Below are 24,397 nucleotides of genomic sequence, written 5' to 3'. Positions count from 1 at the left end.
TATCAAAAATGGTGTTATAATAGTAACCATTGCAAGTAAACATAATAAAGAGGCTTTTAAAAGCCTGAAAAGATATTTAACTACTCTTTAAATGACTAGAATTTAGCTTATATTTGAGTATAAACTTACCTCATATGCTATTATTTGCTGCTCCTTTATATTTTATAGCCTTTATTGGCTGGTTAATTTATGCATCTTTAGTAAAGAAAAACATCAAGCAGAACATGCAAATGGTTTACATTGGCTCTGTTTTTAGCGTAATCTGGATCGCTATTATATTCCTATCCATTTAAACGCAAATCCTGGCAATTCGTTAATCTCTTTATCTTTCTCGAAACAAGTTTCCATTTCATTTGAAATTAAGCATCTTTGCAAAAACAAAAATTTCACAATGTCTGACGAGAAAATAATATTTTCAATGGCTGGTGTAAATAAGATTTACCCACCACAAAAACAGGTTTTAAAAAATATTTACCTTTCATTTTTTTATGGCGCTAAAATTGGCGTTGTTGGTTTAAACGGCTCTGGTAAATCATCTTTACTTAAAATTATTGCTGGTTTAGACAAATCTTACCAAGGTGAGGTTGTTTTTTCACCAGGTTTCTCTGTTGGATATTTAGCTCAGGAACCTATTCTTGACCCTGAAAAAACTGTACGTGAAGTTGTTGAAGAAGGGGTTGCTGAAGTAACTGCAATTTTAAAAGAATACGAAGAAGTTAATGAAGCTTTTGGTTTAGAAGAAAACTATTCTGACCCCGATGCCATGGATAAATTAATGGCTAGACAAGGCGAATTGCAAGATAAAATTGATGCAATGGGTGCCTGGGAGCTGGATTCGAAGTTGGAAAGAGCAATGGACGCTTTAAGATGTCCTGATCCTGAAACTAAAATCGGTGTATTATCTGGTGGCGAACGTCGCCGTGTTGCGATGTGCCGTTTGTTGCTTCAAAAACCTGATGTTTTATTATTGGATGAGCCTACCAACCACTTGGATGCTGAAAGTATCGATTGGTTAGAACAGTTCTTACAAAACTACGAAGGAACTGTTATAGCCGTAACCCACGATAGATATTTCTTAGATAATGTTGCAGGCTGGATTTTAGAACTCGACCGTGGTGAAGGTATTCCATGGAAAGGAAATTACAGTAGCTGGTTAGAGCAAAAAGCAAAAAGATTAGCGCAAGAAGATAAAACGGAAAGCAAGCGTCAGAAAGCATTAGAACGGGAGTTAGAGTGGGTGCGTATGGCTCCAAAGGCCCGTCATGCAAAATCTAAAGCTCGTTTAGCCAACTACGATAAGTTAGCATCGGAGGATGGAAAAGAAAGAGAAGACAAATTAGAACTTTTCATTCCTGCAGGACCGCGTTTGGGTAATGTAGTTATTGAAGCTACTAACGTAACGAAGGCTTATGGCGATAAGGTGCTGTTTGATAACTTAAACTTCTCCCTTCCACCAGCAGGTATTGTAGGCATTATCGGTCCGAATGGTGCAGGTAAAACTACTTTGTTCCGTTTAATTACTGGTCAGGATCAACCCGATAGCGGAACTTTCCGTGTTGGTGAAACCGTAGAATTAGGTTATGTAGATCAAATGCATAACGATTTAGATGCTGATAAAACGGTATATGAAAATATTACGGATGGTTTAGATAATATTCAGTTAGGTACAAAAGCTGTAAATGGCCGTGCTTACGTTTCTAAATTCAACTTTAACGGTGGCGATCAACAGAAAAAAGTTGGTATTTTGTCAGGCGGTGAACGTAATCGCGTTCACCTGGCGATTACTTTAAAGAAAGGTGCTAACGTACTCTTACTCGATGAGCCTACCAATGATATCGATGTTAACACTTTACGTGCGCTGGAAGAAGCTTTAGAAAACTTTGGAGGTTGTGCGGTTGTGATTAGTCACGATAGATGGTTCTTAGACCGTATTTGTACGCACATTTTGGCTTTCGAAGGTAATTCTGAAGTGTATTACTTTGAAGGTAACTATTCTGATTACGAAGAAAACAGAAAGAAACGTCTGGGTGATGTTGCGCCGAAACGAATTAGATACAAAAAATTAAACTAAAAAAAACGCCCGATGAGAATCGGGCGTTTTTTTTATCTATTTTCCTATAATCTTTTTTATCGCGGCATCGGTTACAACTTCCATAACCTTATAGCCAGCCAAATTTGGGTGAACACCATCTGTCGTATATTCTGCCTTTTGACCATTTCTTTCATCAGCCAAAGGGGTAAAATAATCTAAAACGGTAAGGTTTTTCGATTCAGCGTAATCTACGATAGCTGCATTGAGAGCAATAATTTGCTCTGCTGTTCCTTTAAGCGATTTATTCCAAGGGTATTCGTAAACTGGCAGATATTTACAAAGAATAACTTTTATATGATTTTTTTTTGCCAATTCGGCCATTGATTTAATGTTATTGAGAATTGTTTCATTCGAAACGTGACCTTTATTTCCCGCCAGATCATTGCTACCCGCTAAAATAATTACAGCCTTAGGCTTTAAATTTATCACATCCTGCCTGAAACGGATTAACAACTGCGGCGAAATTTGTCCGCTAATTCCTCGATCTAGATAAGCATTGTTACTAAAATACGCTGGATCTTTTTGCTTCCAGAATTCAAAAATAGAACTCCCTAAAAACACCACACGCTTCTCCCCCTTTTTAGGAAGACCAACTAATTCGTTTTCTTTTTTATATTTTGATAAAGCCGCCCAATCATCAGAAAAATCTTCTTTCGTATTTTGTGCATGTAAACTGCACACGCTTGTAACGAGAATAAATAGGGATAATATTATTTTCATTTTTTAATAGAGATCTATTTGTCAAATCAATGATATGCAAAACCTATTGCGATAAACTCAGCCTGACAATCAAATTGAGAATTAACAAGATTTAAAAAATCTACAGAGGTTAAATTATTTATTTTTTCTCTTCTCTTGGGCCTCTTTTATAAATAACCAAACCGTTTAAGAAATTACGTAAAATCTGATCGCCGCAGGGCTTAAAATTTTCATGGTCGTCGTTTCTAAATATATCGCCTAATTCGGCTTTTGTTACTTTAAAACCAACCAAATCACAAATGGTTATAATATCTTCAGTTTTTAAAGAAAGTGCTACTCTTAGCTTTTTTAATATATCGTTGTTACTCATGTTTAATAAATGAATTTTGAATAATTAGATAATCAGATATCAGGCTTAATTACCTAACTTGTCACCCAATTTATTTTAACCTTTAACCTTTAACCTTTAACCTTTAACCTTTAACCTTTAACCTTTAACCTTTAACCTTTAACAAAAAACCTAACTTGCTACTTCGAGTTTTAGTTTTTTACCCTTTATTTTTTCGCCGCTTAATACCTTTAAAAGTTTATCAACTTTATTTCTTTTAACGGCAATGTAACTTGTTGTGTCTTTTACCTCGATAAGTCCCAGATCTTCTTTATCCAAGCCACCTTTTTGCAAAAATAAACCAACAATATCAATCTTGTTTATTTTATCTTTTTTACCATGAGCCAAATAAAGCGTTTGCCAATCACTAACTTCAGGCATTTTATATTTTTCGCCTAACTTTTCTTCTTCAATGTTTTCTGGCAGATATTTATAATGCTCCTCATTATTTAAAACCGCATAAGCAGTGCCTTTTGCATTCATTCTCGCGGTACGCCCATTACGATGAATGTAGGCGTCTTCTGTGTAAGGAAGTTGGTAATGAACGATGTTTTCTACTTCAGGAATATCAAGGCCTCTGGCCGCCAAATCGGTTGTAACTAAGATTTTGTGGCTTCCGTTTCTAAATTTCAGCAAAGCCTTTTCTCGGTCAAACTGTTCCATGCCACCATGAAAAACATCGTGCTCTAAGCCATGTTCAAAAAGCAAATCACTAATTCGGTCAACCGTTTCGCGGTGGTTACAGAAAACTAAGGTATTCTTGTTTCCAATCTTACTCAGCAATTTAAATAAAACATCAAGCTTATCAGCCGCTGTTGGCGCAACAACCTTTTTTAATTTTAAATCGGGCTTTACTTCTGCATTTTTAGAAAAATCAACTTCAACAGGATTATTTAATTTAACAAAGGCAGGAACTTCTTCCATTTTCGTTGCAGAAGTAAGTATTCGTTGTTTTAACGATAAAAGAGAACCGATGATGTACGACATATCCTGTTCAAAGCCAAACTCAAGCGATTTATCAAACTCATCAAGAATTAAGGTTTCAACGAAAGATTCATCAAAATTCTGATGTTCCAAGTGATAGGCAATTCGCCCTGGGGTGCCAATTAATACAGCGGGCGGATGCGCAAGATTGTTCTTTTCTATACGAACAGCGTGGCCGCCATAACAGCAATTCACTTTAAAAGAAGTGCCCATTTGCTTAAAAACCTGCTCTATTTGCAAAGCAAGCTCACGCGATGGCACCAAAACAAGCGCTTGTACACCTTTAATGTCGACTTTGAGGTTCGACAATAAGGGCAATAAAAATGCTAATGTTTTACCCGAACCCGTAGGTGCTATTAAAACAACATCTTTGCCAGCTTTTGCTGCCTTAAGCGATGCATTTTGCATATCGTTAAGGGCAGTTATATTTAATCTTTTAAGCGCATTTTCTATCATTACGCCAAAGATAATCATTTCTCTTTGTTGCTATCTACCGAAGATTTAATTAGAACTTCAGAAATCTTGTTTTTAATCTTTTCAAAACAGAAAAATTAAATCTTTTTTCTAATAACATTAACATTCTGCCTCTTTGCGACATAGAATTCGTAACTTTCTCAGTAACAGCATCAACCGATGAAATAATGGTTTCTGCAAGTTCATCTGCAAATTTATTAGCACGACTTTGTTGTAATAATTGAAGTTCCTGGATTAATTCAGCTTTCATAATAAAAAACGATTTGGTTAACTAATAGTAAATGTAACGTTTAGTAAACTGAAATTGTTGTAAAAAACACCAAAATAACCAACAAATTACATTTAACCTGTTGATAACTAAGTTTTTGTTAGCAAATAAACAATACCGACTTAACAAGGATTTAATTTTTAGCACTTATTTTTATAAAAACCTGATTACCATTTGTTAACCTCAAAAAAAACAATGTATGACATGGAAAAAATTTAGTGGCGAAGTAATCCAATCTTCTATCCTGGAAGAAATTGAACAAGCAATTATCAGAGAAACAGAAAATGGATACAAACTTAAAGTCTGTATCGGAACCGATTCGCAGGTTAAGGGTTTAATAACCGATTTTGCGACTGTAATCGTATTACTAAGAGAACATCATGGTGGTTTTATGTACATCCACCAGGAAAAGTCAAATCAACAGGTAAGTATTAAGGAAAGAATGTTAATGGAGGTGCAAAAGTCTATTGAAACAGCCTATTCCATTTGCGACTTGCTCGATATCTATGATGTAGCCCTCGAAGTACATGCAGATATCAACACCAATCCATCATTTAAATCGAATAAAGCTTTGAACGATGCAATGGGCTATATCTTAAGCATGGGCTTTATTTTCAAAGCCAAACCCGAAGCTTTTGCAAGCTCCACCTGCGCCGATAAAATGGTGCATTAACTATTTAAACATATTATGGAGTATCTTTAAAACATTAACTTATAATGGAAGAGATACTCCTTTTTCATTTTAAAATAAAAACAACAAAATAGCTTTTCGGCTGTTGTGTTTTAAATTTATAATTTGAAAACTTATCGTTTAGAATTCTCGCAAAAAATACCAGTTGATTTAGATACAGCCTGGAACTTCTTTTCATCACCACTTAACTTATCTGAAATTACACCAGATGATATGACTTTTGATGTGACTTCACCCATTTCAAAAGATGCAAAAATGTACCCTGGTATGATTATTACCTATAAGGTTGCACCTTTATTGGGGATCAAATTAAACTGGATGACAGAAATCACCCATGTAAAGGATAAAGAATATTTTATTGATGAGCAGCGATTTGGTCCATTTGCTTTTTGGCACCACAATCATCATTTCGAAGCCATTGATAGTGGTGTTTTGATGCACGATATTTTACACTATGCCATTGGTTGGGGTCCAATTGGATCTATTGCCAATAGTATTATTGTAAACAATAAAATAAATGGAATATTTAATTTCAGATATAAAAAAGTAGAAGCCTTATTTGGCAGGCTCTAAATCCTGGCTACCATTTTTTAGTCGATATTGTTTCCGCCTTTTTTTTCGGTTTCTCCGTAAGGTTAGTCGCAAGTGCTTTCTTAAAATTTTCAGCAAGCTTAGCTGCCTTTGCATAAGTAGCCTCAACAATATCCTTCCATTCGCCAGCATTTAGTTTGCCTGGCGTTTTTTCTAAGGGGGTTGCAATTTTGGTAGTTGCAACGTAATTACCATATCGATCACGTCCGTATGGAATGTACTCAAATTCGCTTAACCAGAACCTATATTTTTTATCCCTTGCTTCGAAGCTGAACTTGTAATTCACCTCTCCGCTTGGGTGTCCTGCCACTAAGATTGTTTTATCTATTATCATTTTACCCCTAGCAAGCATTGAGGTATCGGTTGTGCTTTCTGTGTTGATCGATTTTTTATAAAGATTAAAAAAAGAGGCAGCTCTTAACATCAAGCTATCTTTATTGGTTGTTTTCGTATCCACAACCTCATAGTAAATATATTTACCATTATCATCTAATGGAAATTGCTTTTGCTGGGCAACAACATTTAATGAAGCAATCGTTAATAATAAAATCAAACTGTATTTCATATTGGCAAATATTTACTAAAAAAATAAAGGTAATAAAAAGCCTCTGGCTTAAAAGCCAGAGGCTAGTTTTCGAAATTAATTATTTCTTAAAAAGCGTAAACAGCTGCTAAAGAGAACTGACCTGCATTAAGCGCAGCACCTCCTGTTTTATTAAAGAATGGTTTATCACCATTGTGATCTAATCTCACCTCAGGAATAAAAGTTAAACCGCCTGATTTAATATTAGCTGTAAGCGTTAAGCCCGTGTAAGATGTGCCTTGCACCGCTCCAACATCCTTTGTTTTGAAATACTCACCTCTTAAACCTAAAGTTACTGCTTCGGCAACAGCAATCTGAGGATACAAAGCAACGCCTGCGTAACCGCCTGCATCATCAGCCATATCGTAATTAGCTGCATTTAAACCCAATTTAAAAGATTTCGTAATTTGATATGAAGTTGTTAAATCTTCGATTGTACCGTAACCATAAGGATCTGCTCCAGATAATACATTTAAGTATGCCGTCCAGCCTTCAACAGGCGAAATCATTAACTGACCGCCAATGCTCGAAACACCTCGGGTTGCACTGTAAACATTCCAATCGTTAAATAAACCAGCCATTAAACTCACTTTATCAGAGAATTTATAGGTTGCTTTAATACCTGCATTCTGGAACGGACCATTTGTAAATAAGTATGAAGTTGAATAGTTAAAGTTTCCAACTGGCGAGATCACCTCATAGCCAATAAATGTTCCCATGTAACCTGCAGTCATTGAAAACTTATCCGAAAAATCATAATTCACATATAAATTCTGAATGTGGAATGATGAACCTCCAGCGGCAGCATCTGGAAGAGATTGTGTTTGACCACGGGGACCGAATGAAATTTCACCAACAAACGATGCTTTTCCTGTTTTTTTCTTTAAAACCAAATCGATCATCCCTAGAGAAACTGAATTATGGTCAGAAACGAATGATGTCGGAATATTAGATCTTTTAGCAAAATCATATTTATAATAGGTATCTACAGAACCTGAAAATTCAAGTGGAGACGTTGGCGCCTCTTGCGCCAGGGCACACGTAGTGCTTGCTATACTAAATATAGCGGTTAAAAATTTCTTCATGTTTGAGCTTATGAAATGGGTTTAGATATAAATTACTTGTTCCTAAAGGGCTTCCTGAACAGGACTATTAGATGCAACATAAGCTGCTCTTTCATCCACTAACAAGGTACCTTGAGAATATTTTTCATCATGTTGAGATGCATCAAGACCAATTTCCTCTTCCTCATCAGATACTCTGATTGGGTTGATTAAGTTGACTAGTTTGAAAATTACGAATGATACAACAAAACTAAAGATGATTACAATTACAGCACCTTTTAACTGTGTTACAAAGAATGCAGGGTTACCGTAAAACAAACCATCGGCACCAGCAGCATTTACCGTTTTGGTAGCAAAAACACCAGTTAACAACATACCAACAATACCACCTACACCATGACAAGGAAATACATCTAAAGTATCATCTAAGCTTGTTTTTTGTTTCCATGAAACAACAAGATTTGAAACTACTGCCGCAATAGCACCAATAAATATACTAGAAGGAATACTTACAAAACCAGCACCAGGCGTAATGGCAACAAGACCAACAACGGCACCGATACAAAAACCAAGAACCGAAGGTTTTTTACCTCTTGCAACATCAAAAAACATCCAAGATAAACCTGCCGCACCTGCAGCCGTATTGGTAGTTAAGAAAGCAGAAACAGCTAAACTATTTGCACCCAATGCAGAACCCGCATTAAATCCGAACCAGCCAAACCATAATAAACCTGTACCAATTAATACGTAAGGAATATTAGCAGGTGGAACTTCTTTATGCTCCAGGTGAGATTTTCTACGTTTTAACACTAGCGCACCAGCTAAAGCCGCCATACCAGCAGAAATGTGAACTACTGTACCGCCTGCAAAATCTAAAACACCCATTTTAAACAAGAAACCTTGTGGATGCCAGGTCCAGTGTGCCAATGGTGAGTAAACGAATATGGCGAATAAAACAATAAATAAAATGTAAGAGGTAAAACGGATACGCTCTGCTACTGCACCTACTACTAAACCAGGTGTAATAATTGCAAACATTAATTGAAACACAGCAAACAAAGAAAGCGGAATAGTTAAGTCCGATCCTCCTTGAAGGTGTGGTGCGCCTGAATTTACACCTTTAAAAAATAAAAATGTCGAAGGATTTCCTATAAAACCACCTATAGTATCGCCAAAAGCTAAACTGAAGCCTACAACAGTCCATAGAACCGTAATTACGCCCGCAGCTACAACACTTTTAATCATAGTAGAAAGAACATTTTTACGATGAACCATACCACCATAGAAAAATGCAAGTCCTGGTGTCATTAAAAATACAAGTGCCGCAGCAATTAAAATAAATGCCATGTCTGGCCCACTGTACTTTCCTTCATCAAAATTTGGAAGTAATGGAACAAATAGTGCCAAAATTGCGAAAATCATCAAGATCACAAATGGAGCATACTGTTTAACTAAAATTTTACCCATAGTTTTAAGTTTTATTTTGTTTGGTTGATTAAATAATAGAAATAACTAAAATTATTTCAATAAAAGTACAACATATTGTACTTTTTACACCACCAACATTAAATATTTTAACAAAAACAGGGAATTTTTATAAAACAGAACAAAAAATAGATCAATAATTGAAATTAATTAAAAAAAGCTGAGTTATGAACAACTCTTTTTACCAAAAACAAAATAACCAAATACAATACAATTGTATTATTTTACCTATATTTTATGAGAAATTAGCATTCAAAACTTCATAAAAACAAAAAATCTCATGAAATTTCATGAGATTCTATCGAAATTATATTAAATTTTAATTTTTTAGCTAAAATATGCTGAACCTTGAACAACGCCTCTTTTTTCAATTTCTTTATCAATATAGGTTTGAATTGACGATTTATTAAGCCCCCAGTTTGGCGCAATTAATAAATCCCAGTCAGAAATACCAAAAAGTCTTTGTATTACAATATCTGGGCGCAATAATGGAATTAACTCGCAAAGCAGATCAGTATATTCCTCTAAAGTAAAAAGCTTAAACGGTTCTTTTTTGTATTTAACACCCATAATCGAGCCTTCTACAATATGTAAATGATGAAACTTTACAAATTTGATTTGAGGAAAGCGGTTAATTTCGTGAATGTAACCCAACATCATTTCTTTTGTTTCCCAAGGGAAACCGAAAATTGTATGCACACATAAGTCAAGCTTGCTGTTTTCTAAAAGCTTTACAGCCTCCACAAACTCACCATGACTGCAGCCTCTGTTAATTTGATTAAGGGTTTCATCGTAAATCGACTCCATTCCCATTTCCAAATCAACATCATACCGATCGGTGTAACTTTCTAACAAAGCAACTTTTTCTGCATCGATACAATCTGGTCGGGTACCTACTGAAAAACCAACTACATCTTCTGGATTAACAGAAAGTGCCTCATCATACATCATCTTTAAATAATGTACAGGTGCATAGGTATTGGTATTGGGCTGAAAATAAACTATAAACTTATCTGCCTTATAAAAATTCTTTCCACGCTCCATACCTTTTTCAAGCTGTTCGCGGATTGTAGGCATTTTTCGAGAAATTTCTGGCGTAAAAGAATCTACATTACAATAAGTACATCCGCCATAACCTTTACTCCCATCACGATTCGGACATGTAAATCCGCCATCAACAATAGTTTTAAAAACCCTTTGCCCATTATACTTCTCACGCAAATGCGTGCCGTAATTTTTATATCCTTTTATTCCTAAATCAACCTGTGTTCCCATTGGCTGCAAAAATACACAATAACTATCGAGATTTGAGTATCAAGCAAAAAGACTTATATCAAGATTACAAATGCCTTATTAATATTAGCTCGATGTTCACTTATCAAGAACTAGGTTTACTTACTTATTAACTATGATTTTCGTATATTGAATTTATTGGGGTTGTGCGATGTTTGGGTAATCGAAGAACTGCTGTTGAATTTTGCAATTTCACCTCACCACTGCAAACGGCGAAGCCCTCATTGAGGATAAACCCTCGCTGGCGCTTTTCTGTTTATTTTTTACGCCTATAATAAAGTTGCGTTAAGCCTGTTTCAAATGCTTTGACCTCGATGAATTCAAGTATTTGCTCAGGTCTTCCATCTTTAAAAAGTCTTGTTCCGTTGCCTAATAAAACTGGTATAACCGAAATTATTATCTCGTCTATTAAATCGTATTTCAATAGTTCATTTATTACTTCTGCCCCACCATCGCAGTAAATATTTTTTCCTTCTTCTGCCTTTAATTGTTTAACCAATTCAGTTATGTTTCCTGTATAAAAAATGGTTCTGCCTATCTGCGGCCTTTCAGTCCTTGTAATCACATAAACATCTCGTTTTCCATTGTCGTAGTGAGATGAGCCAATTTCTTTAAGCACATAATCATAGGTTTTTCTACCAATAATAAATGTATCAATCGTGTCCGTAAATTCTGCATAGCCATAGTCTTCGCCTTCCTTTTCAACAAGTTTCAAGAAACTAAGGTCGTTGTTTGGTTTTGCAATGTAGCCGTCTAAACTTGTTGCAATAAAAAGTGATATTTTTCGCATCTGTTTTAAATTTTAATGGTTACGCAAAAATACTTTTTAACAACAAGTTGCACTTTGTAAAAATGCGACAAATTAAAGTAATGATGGTGGGAGACCAGTATTTCGCTTGATTTCATTGCTAAGATGCGAATGGTCGTAATAGCCACATTCAAATGCAATATCTAATAAGCTACCATTTTGACTTGATTTTTTGATTAAACTTAAAGCATTCTGAAAACGAATAATGTTTGAATATTCTTTTGGCGAAAGTCCGATGAGCTTTTTAAAATTTCGCTCTAATTGTCTTACTGTAGTGAAATGTTTTTTTGATAGCTCGTAAATACCAGTTTGTCCACCTGTTGAATGAATATCATTAATAACGGATTGTAATTGATTGGTTTTTGTTTTTATTCTTTCAGAATAAAAATGGTCGAAATAAATGAATGGATTTTCTAATGTTTTATCAACATTAAATGAATTAGATTTTTCAAATTCAACGGTATCATTGGTCAGCTCATTTTGTGAAGTATAGCTATAAAAGTTTGCAAAGGTTGCAGGTTTTAGACACACACCTGTTAAATGCGTTTCGTTATCAATAAAGCTGTCTTTAAATGAAGTCATTGCTCCAACTACATAAGTTTTCCCAAACTCCATTATAGTTGATCCGTTGTCAGTCAAACAAGCATCTCCCAAATTCATTACAATGCCCGCACAACCATCTGGAAAAACCCGTTCCCATTGTCTTTCAACTTCGTTTCCTTTCAGTTCCCAATAGAAATGAATATAGGGCTCTAATTCTTCGCAAGGTTTTATTTTTTTGTACTTCATTGGTTTCTGAGGTGTTGTTGGTTACGATAGCATTTTTTGGCTTTGCGAGGGTGGGCAACCGAAGTGCAAATCTTCAATTTTGTACAAAAGTTGAATCGAAGAACTGCCGTTGAGCTTTGCAGTTCGCCCCACTATTGCAAACGGCGAAGCCCTCACCTAAGGTAAACCCTTATTGTGCGTTCGTTATTTTTTTAGCTTTATGTTTTTCCAAATTTCTTTTGCCCAATCAAAATCATTCTTTTCGTCAAAATAAATGGCAATTTGTAAAACTTGTTTGTCAATTATTGAAAACCCATAAAACCCTTCTTGTCCTGCGCTAGGCATTTCGCAACCTAATAGAAAAAAAGAGAAACATGCAATAATAATGAAGTATTTTAATTTATGCATTGAGTCGTTATTTAATTACAGCCAACGTTTTGCACGTTTAAGTTGAGCCTAAAATTACTTGCACCAAATACCCAAAGCACTAATCTAAATAAATGGCATGAAATTTTCGTGTTCTTACTTCGCCCGAGGCTTAACTTAAACCTGTTGTTAGGTGTAGTACTTTTAATCGGGTATTTTGATAAAGGCTTGTTGTTTGATAAAGTCATTTTCGTCAAAATCACCAGTTACATTATAAGAAGTAATTGATAATCCATATTTCGAATTAAAATAGTCGATTTTAAAATGTTTTAAATTAATACTAGTGGCATCCATAGAAATCTGGACGTCATCCATTTTAAATTTTAATAATTCTTTGTTTGTTTTCAGAGCTATTACATTTCCATCTACTGAATATTTAGTACAATTGTATTCGCCACCTAAACCAGATGAAAACATGGAAAAATATTCTATTTCAATAGTCCAATCTTTCCACTGTCTTACTTCTTGCTTAAAGGGTTGAGTTTTCTGAAGTCCTGCGCCTTGAACCAGACATCTAACCGAAATTGTGTTTCTATCTTTCCATTTTATCCAAAACGGATAGTTATTTCCGAACCTTAAGAAATCTCGGGAGGAATAGTTGCAGTTTTTATTAAACGGAATAATTTGAATAGCTGTAAATCCCGAACCAAAAGCCATTGAGCTTTCTATGAAATATCGATATAAAGTAAATTCATTATTTGGCGAATTTAGCTTTTCTCTGCTCTTAATTAATGAACTGTCAATGCTGTTGTCACAACCGAGCGTTAATATAATCAACAGAATTGGTAGAAGGTTTTTAATTCATATGGTTTGTATTCGGTTGTATTACACCTAACGTTTCGGGGCTTTGCGATGGTGGGGCAATCGAAGTGTGCACTTCCCAAAATTCAGACCATTTAAAAGTAGAATTCTAGACCGAGCGCAGCGAGGCTATTAGAAAAACTATTAATTTTAATTGGTAATATGAAAAGAATCAAGTTTACGGAATCCCAGATTGTAAAAGCAATCAAGGAACATGAAAGCGGCAAAAACGTTCATGATCTCTGCAGAGAGTTAGGAATTAGCACTGCAGCCTTTTACAAATGGCGCCAAAGGTATGGCGGAATGGAAGTCAAAGAACTATCGAAATTAAAGGCGCTGGAAGAAGAAAATGCACGTTTAAAGAAGATGTATGCGAATCTTAGCCTCGTGCATGAAGTTTTCAAGGAGGCTGTAGAAAAAAAGCTTTAACGCCTGACGAGAAAAGGGATCTAGTGGATGAAATGGTAAAAAGGATTAGCCACCGTCAGGCCTGTAAATGCGTTGGATTGAACCGAAGCAAACATTATTATCAACATAAACGACGCGATGACAGTGAATTAGTTGATGCGCTTTCAGTTCTTGTTGAAAAGCACGTTTCCATAGGCTTCTGGCAGTGTTATTACCGATTGCGTCGAAAAGGGCTTAAATGGAACCATAAAAAGATTTATAGGATTTATACCTCAATGAGGCTTAATATCCGGCGCAGGGCAAAGAAGAGGCTGCCGGAAAGAGTCAAAAAACCCTTATTTGTGCCAGAAACGGTGAATGAGGTATGGTCTATGGGTTTTATGAGTGATGCGCTTTGGAATGGAAGGAAATTTAGGTTGTTGAACATCGCTGATGATTACAACAGAGAGATGCTTACTATGGAGATAGATTATTCACTTCCAGCATTGCGAGTTATAAGAGCCTTGGATGAGCTAAAACAATATAGGGGGCTTCCAAAAAAAATAAGAATGGATAATGGGCCGGAGTTCATCTCGCATAAGCTCGATGAATGGGCAAAGGAAAACAATGTTGAACTGGTGTTTATCCAGCCAGGAGAGCCAACACAGAACGCATATATTGAAAGATTGAATGGGAGCATCAGAAGAGAATTGTTAAATGCCTACATATTTCACTCCCTGGATGATGTAAGGGAGAAAGTGGAAGAATGGATGGTGGATTACAATTACCATCGACCACACCAGGCATTAAACTTCAAATCTCCTATAGATCTATTGCAGGAAATTAGAGGACAAAATTATACTTTTGAATGGTCTGAAAAACAGGGGAGCTTACAGTGTACCACTGTCTGCGAGTACAAAAGTAAACTATCGTTGCTTTGCCTGTAAAAGAAGGGTTGAAGTCCGTTAAAGATAAAATACTCATCACTCTCTTTCTTGTTGAAGTCAACTTTGTCAGTTGTTGAAATGATAGTTGTTTGGCTGTCGCCAGTCAAACCCCAATTCATTGTCTTAATAAATAATATTTCCTCAACTGTATTTGATTTTACTTCGGTTGTTCTGTAAGTTGCTTGGTCGTCAATTCCACAACCAAGCAAAGTTGATAAAAGTAAAATGTTTCCGATTGTCTTTCTCATTTCTAAATTTCAAATTGCGTTCGGTTCGTTTACGCTCGGTCTTACACTTGCCGCTAACGTTCGGCGGCTTTGCACAACTTAAACGTTTATTGTCGAATATAAACGTTTAAGCTTTCTTCTTATTTATAAAAGCATAAACAGGAACGCCCAACAAAACAATCACAAGTCCAGGCCAGGTATATTGTTGTTTATAAATTAAAAGCAAAATACAGAAGGCAGCACCAATTAATAAATATACGATTGGAGTAACAGGATATAACCAGGTTTTGTAAGGTCTTTCCATATCAGGTTTTTTAAACCTTAAATAAATCACACCAAAAACTGTAATCATATAGAACAATACAATTACAAAAGAGATCATATCTAAAAGATTACCATACTGACCGCTTAAACACAAAACTGAAGCCCAGATTCCTTGCATCCAAAGTGATTTTTCTGGAACTCCGTTTTTATTGTTTTCAATAGCTGCCTTAAAAAACATACCGTCTTTTGCCATGGTTTGAAACACCCTTGATCCAGCAAGTACAATCCCGTTTACACAGCCGAATGTGGAAATCATAACCAACACAGCCATTATAATTGTGCCTAATCCTCCTCCAAAAATCTGTTCAGAAACCACAACGGCAACTCGATCGTTAACAGCAAAAGCAATCCCATCTCTGTTCAAGCCATTTAAATAAACAAAATTGACTAACAAATAAAGGATCATTACTGCCGAAGTACCCAAAACCATCGAACGCACGACATTCTTTTTGGGATTTTCAATTTCTCCCGAAACAAAGGTTACGTTTTCCCAGGCTACACTAGAAAATACCGAACCAACCATTGCAGCTGCAATTCCACCCATTATCGTCATTCCAGAAATAGATTCCCATCCAGATTTGGTAAAGTTTCCGCCAAAATCTGTTTTTAAATTATTAAAAGCACTCCATCCAAAGCCCATATTTTCACTCCAGAAATTGTTTTTCACTAAAAGAAAACCTAAAATAATTAAGCCAATTAAAGCTATAATTTTTGATCCCGTAAAAACATTCTGCAACAATTTACCGCTCTCCACACCTTTTGTATTAATATAGGTTAAAAGCAAAATAACCGCAATAGCCAGAATCTGGATCCAGGTAATTTTATAACTACCACTTTGAAAAATTGGAGCAGCATCGTTTAATGCTGGAATCAGATAGGCCGTAAATTTACCAAAGGCAACCGCAACAGCTGCAATAGTACCTGTTTGAATTACGGTGAACATACCCCAACCATACAGGAAGCCCATCATCTTACCGAAAATCTCTTTCAAATAAGTGTATTGCCCGCCTGCTTTAGGAAACATGGAAGAAAGTTCGCCATAAGAAATCGCAGCAGCGACAGTCATTACGCCTGTTATGATCCACACAACAATTAGCCAGTAACCAGATCCTAAATTCCTCATAATATCAGAACTCACGATAAAAATACCGCTTCCGATCATCGAACCCATTACCAGCATTGTAGCATCAAAAAGACCTAATTTTCTTTTAGAAGGTTCTTTTTCCTGTAGTTTTTCCATTTTTTAGTTTTGTTTGGTTTGGTGTTTAGCTTTAGTTTGGGCTAATTTATTTAAAAAAAACAATTCAGCGCATCCTGCATTGTATCATTTTAATCGAATAAAAAATATTTTATTCATGTTATTAATTTTTCTCAGACGAGTAATCAGTAGTAATTTATTTATTATATTGCTAAACTAATAACCAAAACTAAACGATTCAGTATCCTCACATTAAGTACTAACCAAACTTAAAATGTTATGAGCTGTTGAGTACTGAATCAAGAACTCAAAAACCAAATATTAACTATGGATTTTTTACAAAACAATTTAATTTATGCAGTTCCGGCTTTAGGCCTTATCGGAATTATTGTAATGATGTTTAAAAGCGCCTGGGTAAGTAAGCAAGATGCTGGTGATGCAAATATGCAAGAACTCGCTGGTTACATCGCCGATGGGGCAATGGCCTTTTTAAAAGCAGAATGGAGAGTATTAAGCATTTTCGTAGTTTTTACTGCTGCACTTTTAGCATACTCTGGCACCATTACCGAAATTAATGGTGTACCCATGCATTCCAGCTGGATTATTTCCATATCCTTTATTATAGGCGCTGTATTTTCGGCTACAGCAGGATATATAGGAATGAAAGCCGCAACTAAGGCTAACGTAAGAACTACTCAGGCAGCCAGAACCAGTTTAAAACAGGCCTTAAAAGTTTCCTTTACTGGCGGAACGGTAATGGGTTTAGGTGTTGCAGGATTAGCCGTTTTGGGTCTAGGTGGATTATTCATTGTCTTTCTTTCTTATTTCAATGTGATCGGGACCGATGGTACCGTGAGCGTATTAAATATGAAAACAGCTATCGAAGTTCTAACAGGCTTTTCATTAGGAGCAGAATCAATTGCTTTATTTGCACGTGTTGGCGGTGGTATTTATACAAAAGCCGCCGATGTAGGTGCAGATTTAGTAGGTAAGGTTGAAGCAGGGATTCCTGAAGATGATGTACGTAACCCAGCAACAATTGCAGATAATGTGGGCGATAACGTAGGTGATGTTGCGGGTATGGGTGCCGATTTATTCGGTTCTTATGTGGCAACTATTTTAGCAACGATGGTTTTAGGCCAGGAAATTACGGTTACCGATAAGTTTGGCGGCATGTCTCCTATCCTCTTGCCAATGGTAATCTGCGGATTAGGAATTTTATTCTCAATCATTGGAACCTGGTTTGTAACCATAAAAGATGAAAAATCGAATGTTCAAAATGCATTAAACCTTGGCAACTGGTCTTCGATCGTTATTACAGCAATTGCATCTTTCTTTATTGTGAAATGGATGTTACCTGAAACTTTAAGTTTACGTGGCTATGCATTTTCGAGCATTAATGTTTTTTATGCAATTATTGTGGGTTTAGTTGTTGGTACAATTATGAGTATTGTTACCGAGTATTTCACTGCAATGGGCAAAGGCCCTGTTAATTCAATTATACAACAATCTTCAACTGGCCATGCTACAAACATCATCGCAGGTTTATCGGTAGGTATGAAATCTACGGTTATTCCAATCTTAGTTTTAGCTGGTGGAATTATGGCCTCATATCATTTTGCAGGTTTATATGGAGTTGCTATTGCTGCCGCAGGTATGATGGCGACCACAGCTATGCAGCTGGCAATTGATGCTTTTGGTCCGATTGCAGATAATGCTGGCGGTATTGCGGAAATGAGTCAGTTGCCACCTGAGGTTCGCGAACGTACGGACAACTTAGACGCCGTTGGTAATACGACTGCTGCAACAGGTAAAGGTTTTGCTATTGCATCTGCTGCACTCACTTCATTAGCACTATTTGCCGCTTTTGTTGGTATTGCAGGCATCACGGCTATCGATATTTACAAAGCTCCTGTTTTAGCGGGTTTATTTGTTGGTGGAATGATTCCTTTTATATTTTCAGCACTGTGTATTCAGGCTGTTGGAAAGGCCGCAATGGATATGGTACAGGAAGTTCGTCGCCAGTTCCGCGAAATCCCTGGAATTATGGAGTATAAAGCAAAACCAGAATATGAAAAATGTGTTGCCATTTCAACCAAGGCATCCATTAGGGAAATGATGATGCCAGGAGCAATCGCTTTAATTACACCAATTATTATTGGCTTTACTTTCGGACCAGAAGTTTTAGGAGGCTTACTTGCGGGCGTAACCGTTACTGGTGTACTAATGGGGATTTTTCAAAGTAATGCTGGAGGAGCCTGGGATAATGCCAAAAAATCTTTTGAGCAAGGTGTAATGATTAATGGGGAAATGTTTTACAAAAAATCAGAGCCACACAAGGCTTCTGTAACAGGAGATACCGTTGGAGATCCTTTCAAAGACACTTCTGGACCTTCGATGAACATTTTAATTAAATTAATGTCTATCGTTTCATTGGTTATTGCGCCATATATAGCAGTTAAGGCGGTTACAAATGAACATAAGCAGGAAATTCGCAAGGAAATCAGAATTCAGCAAAAAACTGATGGAGCAGGCAATACAATTATCGATACTTTAACAAATACAACCGACACTTTAACGCATTAGTTGTAAAAACATAGATATAAACAAATGATAAAGGGGGTTTTAACAAAAATCCCTTTTACTATTTCGTAATTTTTAATTAGGTTTACCGCTTATTATCATAAAATCAACAAACACAAAAGACTAAACAACTTATGAATCTTAAAAAGCCCATTGATGTGCTGATAGCAGAGTCTGCTGAAAGTGGTGAGGGTACACTCAAACGTACACTGAGCAGTACGAGTCTCGTAGCTCTAGGTATAGGAGCTATTATTGGCGCAGGTTTATTTTCTTTAACTGGTATTGCCGCAGCTGACCATGCAGGACCTGCCGTAACTTTATCATTTGTATTAGCTGCAGTAGGCTGTGCTTTTGCAGGATTATGTTATGCAGAATTTGCATCTATGATTCCAGTAGCAGGTAGTGCATATACTTACTCTTATGCTACAATGGGTGAGTTTATGGCTTGGGTTATTGGATGGGACTTAGTATTAGAATATGCCTTAGGTGCAGCCACTGTAGGTGTTTCATGGTCGGGATATTTTAATAAATTATTGCATGAATTTGGCTTGGAAATGCCGCTGTACCTCACAAAATCATTTGCAGAAGTTGATGGCGGAGGTATTAATTTTCCAGCGGTAGTAATTGTTTCATTACTTTCATTAATGTTAATACGCGGTACCAAAGAATCTGCAAGTCTTAACAATGTTCTAGTAATTGTTAAGGTTACAGTGGTGATTGTATTTATTGCGCTAGGTTGGAAATTCATTAACCCAGCAAATCATACACCTTATATACCTGCAAACACAGGCGTTAAAGGAGAATTTGGTATTTCTGGTATTGCGGCAGGTGCTGCATTGGTATTCTTTGCTTTCATCGGTTTCGATGCGGTATCTACGGCAGCACAAGAGGCTAAAAATCCACAAAAAGGAATGCCAATTGGTATATTAGGCTCATTAGTGGTTTGTACAATCTTATACGTTTTGTTTGCACACGTAATGACAGGTTTAGTGCCTTTTACAATTTTTAAAGGTGATGCTTCCCCTGCTGCTACAGCATTTAAAGTTACAGGATATACCTGGTTGCAAATGGGTTTAATCATCGCAATTTTAGCAGGTTATACTTCAGTAATATTAGTAATGTTAATGGGTCAATCTAGGGTTTTCTATACAATGTCTAAAGATGGGTTATTACCTAAGTTCTTTAGCAGTATCCACTCTAAATTCAGAACGCCATTCAAAACAAACATATTTTTTATGTTCTTTGTGAGCATCTTTGCAGGATTTGTACCAGTTACAGATTTAGGTCACATGGTATCAATTGGTACTCTATTCGCATTCTCATTAGTTTGTATCGGCGTAATGTTGTTACGTAGAACAGATCCAGACAGACACCGTCCTTTTAGAACACCTTGGGTACCTTTTGTACCAATTATGGGTGTAATTGTTTGCGTGTATTTAATGTCTTCACTTCCGTTAGAAGCTTGGATTAGATTAGCCATTTGGATGGCAATTGGTGTAGCCATTTATTTCTTCTATGGAAAAGGAAATTCAGTTCTTAGAAACAAAGGAAAGGTTGTTCAACCAGTTGACCCTCCTAAGCCAGAATTATAATTCTAAAGAAATATCTTTTTTAAAAGCCCCGACAAAATCGGGGCTTTTTTCATGTTAAATAATTGTTAATAATTTATCTTTGCAAAAAAGATCAGATGAGTCATCCATTTTCATTGTTAAAAAAATACTTCTTTACCATTATTCTTATCGTGCTGTTTTCAGCCCAGGCGTATTCGCAAAGAACCATTAACGATGTAATGGATTCCACTACAGTTAATCATTTGTTAATTATTTCCAAAAAATATGGCTCACTTTCTTTTAGTGGGTATTTACAGCCTCAATTTCAGGTTGCTCAATCGAATGGTACACAAGCCGAATACCAGGGCGGCAATTTTGGCGAATATACAAGCAATCGCTTTCGACTAAGAAGAGGCCGTTTGCGTGCAGATTACATGCTTTTAACGGATGAAGGTGCGCCATCTACCTATTTCGTGCTTCAATTTGACGGGACAGAACAAGGGGTTGCGATCCGCGATTTTTGGGGCCGTTACTATGAGAATAAATGGAAAATACTGGCTGTAACATTCGGTTTATCTGGTCGCCCGTTTGGAAATGAACTGCAATTATCTTCGTCTGTACGAGAAGCACCAGAACGCGGCAGAATGTCGCAAATTCTAATGAAAACAGAACGTGATTTAGGGGCTACCTTTACCTTAAACCCAAGATGGAAAGATGCTAAACTTAAAAACATTTCATTGGATTTTGGTATTTATAATGGACAGGGATTAGCGGGTTCAGGAGAATTTGATAACAGTAAGGATTTTATTTTTAGGTTAAGCCATAAGCCTTATAAATTTAAAAATATCCCGCTTAGTATAGCAGGAGGAATAAGTACACTTCAAGGCGGCTTAAATCATAGATTACCTGTGAGCTATAGAATGCAGAAAATTAACGATTCATGGCAAATGGTAAAAGACTCTTCCGCTTCAACGATAAATAAGGTTGCACCAAGAAGATATTATGGTGCTGATGTTCAATTATCAACCAATACAAAAAGCTGGAAATCAGAGTTTCGGGCAGAAGTAGTTTCTGGATTGCAAACGGCCACAGCAACAACTTCAACAACACCTGGATCATATCCTGTAGATAATAAATCGATCGCACTGCCCTATTATACGAGAACCTTTAACGGTGCATATTTTACCTATGTACAAACGCTTAATAGTACAGATAACCAAATCATCTTCAAATACGACTGGTACGATCCAAATTCAAAAGTAAAAGGCATGGATATTTCAGCCGCTCAGCGTTTAACTGCTGCAGATGTAAGATTTGATACTTTTGGATTTGGCTTTTTACATCACTTTAATCCACATTTTAAGGCTGTAGTTTATTATGATATAATTAAAAATGAATCAACGCAGATACCAGATTATACCGCAGACCGAAAAGACAATGTATTTACTTTGAGAACGCAATTCTATTTCTAATAAATTAATAAGGTTTTAAAACAAATTGCTATACCTTTGCTTAAAATTGTTACGCTATGAAATTCGATTTTATGAAGTTCGACTTAAGTCAGATTCTATCGACAACGATGGTTCTTTTTGCTATAATCGATATTTTAGGCGCAATTCCAGTAGTAATTGAGTTACGCAGAAAAGCTGGTCATATCGAATCAGAAAAGGCTTCTCTTGTTGCTGCCGGCTTAATGATTTTGTTTCTTTTTGTTGGCGAATCCTTACTTAAAGTAATTGGTTTAGATGTTGAATCTTTTGCAATTGCAGGTTCATTTGTAATTTTCTTTATTGCAATGGAAATGGTTTTAGGACTCACCATTTTCAAGGAAGAAGCTCCGGAAACGGTTTCAATTGTTCCTTTGGCATTCCCCTTAATTGCGGGAGCAGGCACAATGACCACGCTGCTTTCCTTAAAAACAGAATATCACACTCAAAATATCCTGGTCGGGATTATACTTAATATCCTGTTTGTTTACTTCGTTTTAAAAAACACCAACAGACTCGAAAAATTATTTGGAAAATCGGGCTTAAACATTCTTAGAAAAGCCTTCGGTGTAATCCTATTGGCTATAGCCATCAAGCTATTCAGAAATAATACGGGCCTGTAAGTAGCGATATAGCAAGGAAGATGTTGCATGGAGAATGAGTAGGTTCTAGTATCAGTTGTTGTCTCACTGACCGAAAAACTAAGATCTATAACAAAACTTCCTATGGTGTCTCACAGACCGAAAAACTAAGATCTATAATAAACCCCAACCATCTAATCTGTATCCTCATTACCTACCTGTTGGTGTCTCACCACCGAAAAACTAAGATCTATAATAAAACCCAATCATCTAATCTGTATCCTCATTCCCTACCGGTTGGTGTCTCACCGACCGAAAAACTAAAAATCTATAACAAAAACATCCTATCGGTTGGTATTTCATCAACCGAAATCTAAAAATCTGTAACAAAAATTGCGTATATTGATCTAAACAATAAAGCTATTATGAAAAGCTTTGAAGAATATACCGTTATTATCGGGGCAATTGCTGTTTTAATTGAAGCAGTAAAATACCTTAAAAAAAACCTCAAATCCTGGTTTGAGCATTCTTAGGTTTTGATTAACCTGGCCACAAACATCGTGTCAGCATTTTCAGTGTAACCTTTTATTAATTCCATCGATTCTAACTCAAGTGGTAAATTAGTTGTAATGTGCTTGATAACTTCTTCGTTTTCGGCAGCAAAAGCCGAGCAGGTAATGTAAATTAAAGGCTTTCCAGGTTTCAAATATTTAACAACATTTTGAACGATGGTTTTCTGAATTACCGAAAACTGATTTATTTTCCGTTCTTCAAAGAAAGTTAACATTTCAGGAGTTCTGCCCCATGTACCTGAACCTGTACAAGGCGCATCGAGGATAATGCCATCAAACTGGTAGTGATGTAAAATCTGCTCGTTGTTCTGCAATAAATCAAGTTCTTTTTTATGGTACTTTTTAATACCAGCCAATCTAAACCGTTCATCGAGATTCATCAGTACACTTTCACGTAAATCACTGACCAACAACTCCACAAGAGGCTCTAAACTATGCAGCAACAAAGATTTGCCACCCGATGCAGCACAACAGTCCCACCATTTATCCCACTTGTTAGGCTTAAAATAACTACCTGTATGCTGAGATGATAAATCTTGTACCTGATAACTTCCCTCGCTTAAAATAGTTTCGAGTTTGGTACCATTGGGTAAGGCTAGTGTGGTATCCGAAATCACATTAACCTCCACATTTTCTGCTTTTAACTTAGCGGTAACTGATGAAGCATTTTCTGCGGAAACCCTGATAAATAAATCAGGTTGCACAAAAAATGATTTGTAGAATTCTGCTTTATCAATACTTTCTGATAAATGGCTATTGAAGGGGTAAACCTCTTCCAACTTAAAATCGGGGTATTTAGCGGAAATTAGTTTTAGCTTTTCAGTTAAAGCAGCTGTTATTTTTTCACTTAAATCAGGCAAGTTTTTCTCAACAATCAGACTTAAAGTATCATGACAAAGAAAATCAGCTACACTTAAACGCTCTTCATTAGTTAATGGAGAGAGCGCTTTCCCTAATCTAAAAAAACTATATAAATGCCTGGTCGCCCACCTTCTATCTGAAGAGCCCATTTGTTTGTTTTGCTTAAAGTAAGCTGGCAAAAAGCGATGCAAAGGCAAATTTCCATCGTAATTTTGTAAAACCTGTTCAAAAGCCCTGATCTGGTGTTCAACTCTCATGCATTTAA

21 protein-coding genes and 1 pseudogene are annotated in these 24,397 nt (G+C 36.2%); 8 read left to right on the top strand and 14 right to left on the bottom strand.

The window, feature by feature from the left end:
- Nucleotides 1-391: 391 nt before the first annotated feature.
- Nucleotides 392-2,071 carry an energy-dependent translational throttle protein EttA gene (ettA, locus tag ACZZZI_RS15590; RefSeq protein WP_316764940.1) on the top strand — a complete coding sequence of 560 codons (1,680 nt, stop codon included), beginning with the start codon at nt 392-394 and terminating at the stop codon, nt 2,069-2,071.
- 36 nt (nt 2,072-2,107) lie between these two features.
- Here the strand turns inward: ettA and ACZZZI_RS15585 are convergent, their stop codons facing one another.
- From ACZZZI_RS15585 to ACZZZI_RS15570, 4 genes are all read right to left on the bottom strand, one after another.
- Nucleotides 2,108-2,812, bottom strand: a complete 705-nt coding sequence (locus ACZZZI_RS15585) for an SGNH/GDSL hydrolase family protein (RefSeq protein WP_316764938.1) — start codon at nt 2,810-2,812, stop codon at nt 2,108-2,110.
- Between the two features lie 118 nt (nt 2,813-2,930).
- Entirely contained in the window at nt 2,931-3,161 is a 231-nt protein-coding gene (locus ACZZZI_RS15580) for a DUF1456 family protein (protein WP_123205800.1), read from the bottom strand.
- Nucleotides 3,162-3,311: 150 nt separating this feature from the next.
- Complete coding sequence (locus ACZZZI_RS15575) at nt 3,312-4,637, bottom strand: DEAD/DEAH box helicase (protein WP_463489940.1); 1,326 nt, start codon at nt 4,635-4,637, stop codon at nt 3,312-3,314.
- Nucleotides 4,638-4,668: 31 nt separating this feature from the next.
- Nucleotides 4,669-4,887, bottom strand: coding sequence for a hypothetical protein (locus ACZZZI_RS15570; RefSeq protein WP_316764932.1), 219 nt, complete (start codon nt 4,885-4,887; stop codon nt 4,669-4,671).
- A 217-nt stretch (nt 4,888-5,104) separates the two neighbouring features.
- Between ACZZZI_RS15570 and ACZZZI_RS15565 the strand changes: the two genes are divergently transcribed.
- Both ACZZZI_RS15565 and ACZZZI_RS15560 read left to right on the top strand, forming a co-directional pair.
- Complete coding sequence (locus ACZZZI_RS15565) at nt 5,105-5,578, top strand: ribonuclease H-like YkuK family protein (protein WP_316764930.1); 474 nt, start codon at nt 5,105-5,107, stop codon at nt 5,576-5,578.
- A gap of 123 nt (nt 5,579-5,701) precedes the next feature.
- Nucleotides 5,702-6,169, top strand: a complete 468-nt coding sequence (locus ACZZZI_RS15560) for an SRPBCC family protein (protein ID WP_316764928.1) — start codon at nt 5,702-5,704, stop codon at nt 6,167-6,169.
- A 7-nt stretch (nt 6,170-6,176) separates the two neighbouring features.
- Here the strand turns inward: ACZZZI_RS15560 and ACZZZI_RS15555 are convergent, their stop codons facing one another.
- The 8 genes from ACZZZI_RS15555 to ACZZZI_RS15520 form a co-directional block, all read right to left on the bottom strand.
- Nucleotides 6,177-6,752 (bottom strand): DUF4468 domain-containing protein, encoded by a 576-nt coding sequence (locus ACZZZI_RS15555; protein ID WP_316764926.1) that lies wholly within the window; start codon nt 6,750-6,752, stop codon nt 6,177-6,179.
- 86 nt (nt 6,753-6,838) lie between these two features.
- Nucleotides 6,839-7,855, bottom strand: coding sequence for a porin (locus ACZZZI_RS15550; RefSeq protein ID WP_463489939.1), 1,017 nt, complete (start codon nt 7,853-7,855; stop codon nt 6,839-6,841).
- A 42-nt stretch (nt 7,856-7,897) separates the two neighbouring features.
- Entirely contained in the window at nt 7,898-9,301 is a 1,404-nt protein-coding gene (locus ACZZZI_RS15545) for an ammonium transporter (RefSeq protein WP_316764922.1), read from the bottom strand.
- A 345-nt stretch (nt 9,302-9,646) separates the two neighbouring features.
- Nucleotides 9,647-10,594, bottom strand: a complete 948-nt coding sequence (gene mnmL / locus ACZZZI_RS15540) for a tRNA modification radical SAM protein MnmL/YtqA (protein ID WP_316764920.1) — start codon at nt 10,592-10,594, stop codon at nt 9,647-9,649.
- Nucleotides 10,595-10,868: 274 nt separating this feature from the next.
- A complete protein-coding gene (locus ACZZZI_RS15535; protein WP_463489938.1) occupies nt 10,869-11,402 on the bottom strand; it encodes a dihydrofolate reductase family protein in 534 nt (177 codons plus the stop codon).
- Between the two features lie 72 nt (nt 11,403-11,474).
- Entirely contained in the window at nt 11,475-12,209 is a 735-nt protein-coding gene (locus ACZZZI_RS15530; protein WP_316764916.1) for a helix-turn-helix transcriptional regulator, read from the bottom strand.
- A 183-nt stretch (nt 12,210-12,392) separates the two neighbouring features.
- A complete protein-coding gene (locus ACZZZI_RS15525; RefSeq protein WP_316764914.1) occupies nt 12,393-12,596 on the bottom strand; it encodes a hypothetical protein in 204 nt (67 codons plus the stop codon).
- Nucleotides 12,597-12,758: 162 nt separating this feature from the next.
- Complete coding sequence (locus ACZZZI_RS15520) at nt 12,759-13,391, bottom strand: hypothetical protein (RefSeq protein WP_463489937.1); 633 nt, start codon at nt 13,389-13,391, stop codon at nt 12,759-12,761.
- 186 nt (nt 13,392-13,577) lie between these two features.
- Between ACZZZI_RS15520 and ACZZZI_RS15515 the strand changes: the two are divergent.
- Nucleotides 13,578-14,659 (top strand): annotated as a pseudogene (locus ACZZZI_RS15515) (IS3 family transposase); the annotation flags it as partial.
- Between the two features lie 444 nt (nt 14,660-15,103).
- On the opposite strand, the gene ACZZZI_RS15510 reads toward ACZZZI_RS15515, so the two are convergent.
- The gene (locus ACZZZI_RS15510) at nt 15,104-16,540 is read right to left on the bottom strand and encodes an APC family permease (protein ID WP_316764906.1); all 1,437 of its coding nucleotides are present in this window, start codon (nt 16,538-16,540) and stop codon (nt 15,104-15,106) included.
- Between the two features lie 285 nt (nt 16,541-16,825).
- Between ACZZZI_RS15510 and ACZZZI_RS15505 the strand changes: the two genes are divergently transcribed.
- The 4 genes from ACZZZI_RS15505 (at nt 16,826) to ACZZZI_RS15490 (ending at nt 22,741) form a co-directional block, all read left to right on the top strand.
- Entirely contained in the window at nt 16,826-19,084 is a 2,259-nt protein-coding gene (locus tag ACZZZI_RS15505; protein ID WP_424056838.1) for a sodium-translocating pyrophosphatase, read from the top strand.
- Nucleotides 19,085-19,215: 131 nt separating this feature from the next.
- A complete protein-coding gene (locus ACZZZI_RS15500; RefSeq protein ID WP_316764902.1) occupies nt 19,216-20,673 on the top strand; it encodes an amino acid permease in 1,458 nt (485 codons plus the stop codon).
- Between the two features lie 95 nt (nt 20,674-20,768).
- The gene (locus ACZZZI_RS15495) at nt 20,769-22,103 is read left to right on the top strand and encodes a porin (RefSeq protein WP_316764900.1); all 1,335 of its coding nucleotides are present in this window, start codon (nt 20,769-20,771) and stop codon (nt 22,101-22,103) included.
- A 71-nt stretch (nt 22,104-22,174) separates the two neighbouring features.
- Nucleotides 22,175-22,741, top strand: a complete 567-nt coding sequence (locus ACZZZI_RS15490) for a MarC family protein (protein WP_316764966.1) — start codon at nt 22,175-22,177, stop codon at nt 22,739-22,741.
- Nucleotides 22,742-23,228: 487 nt separating this feature from the next.
- Here the strand turns inward: ACZZZI_RS15490 and ACZZZI_RS15485 are convergent, their stop codons facing one another.
- The gene (locus tag ACZZZI_RS15485; RefSeq protein WP_463489936.1) at nt 23,229-24,389 is read right to left on the bottom strand and encodes an RsmB/NOP family class I SAM-dependent RNA methyltransferase; all 1,161 of its coding nucleotides are present in this window, start codon (nt 24,387-24,389) and stop codon (nt 23,229-23,231) included.
- Nucleotides 24,390-24,397: the final 8 nt, after the last annotated feature.

The organism is Pedobacter sp. AC190 (assembly GCF_979258025.1).
This window is presented reverse-complemented; position numbering and strand designations above follow the sequence as displayed.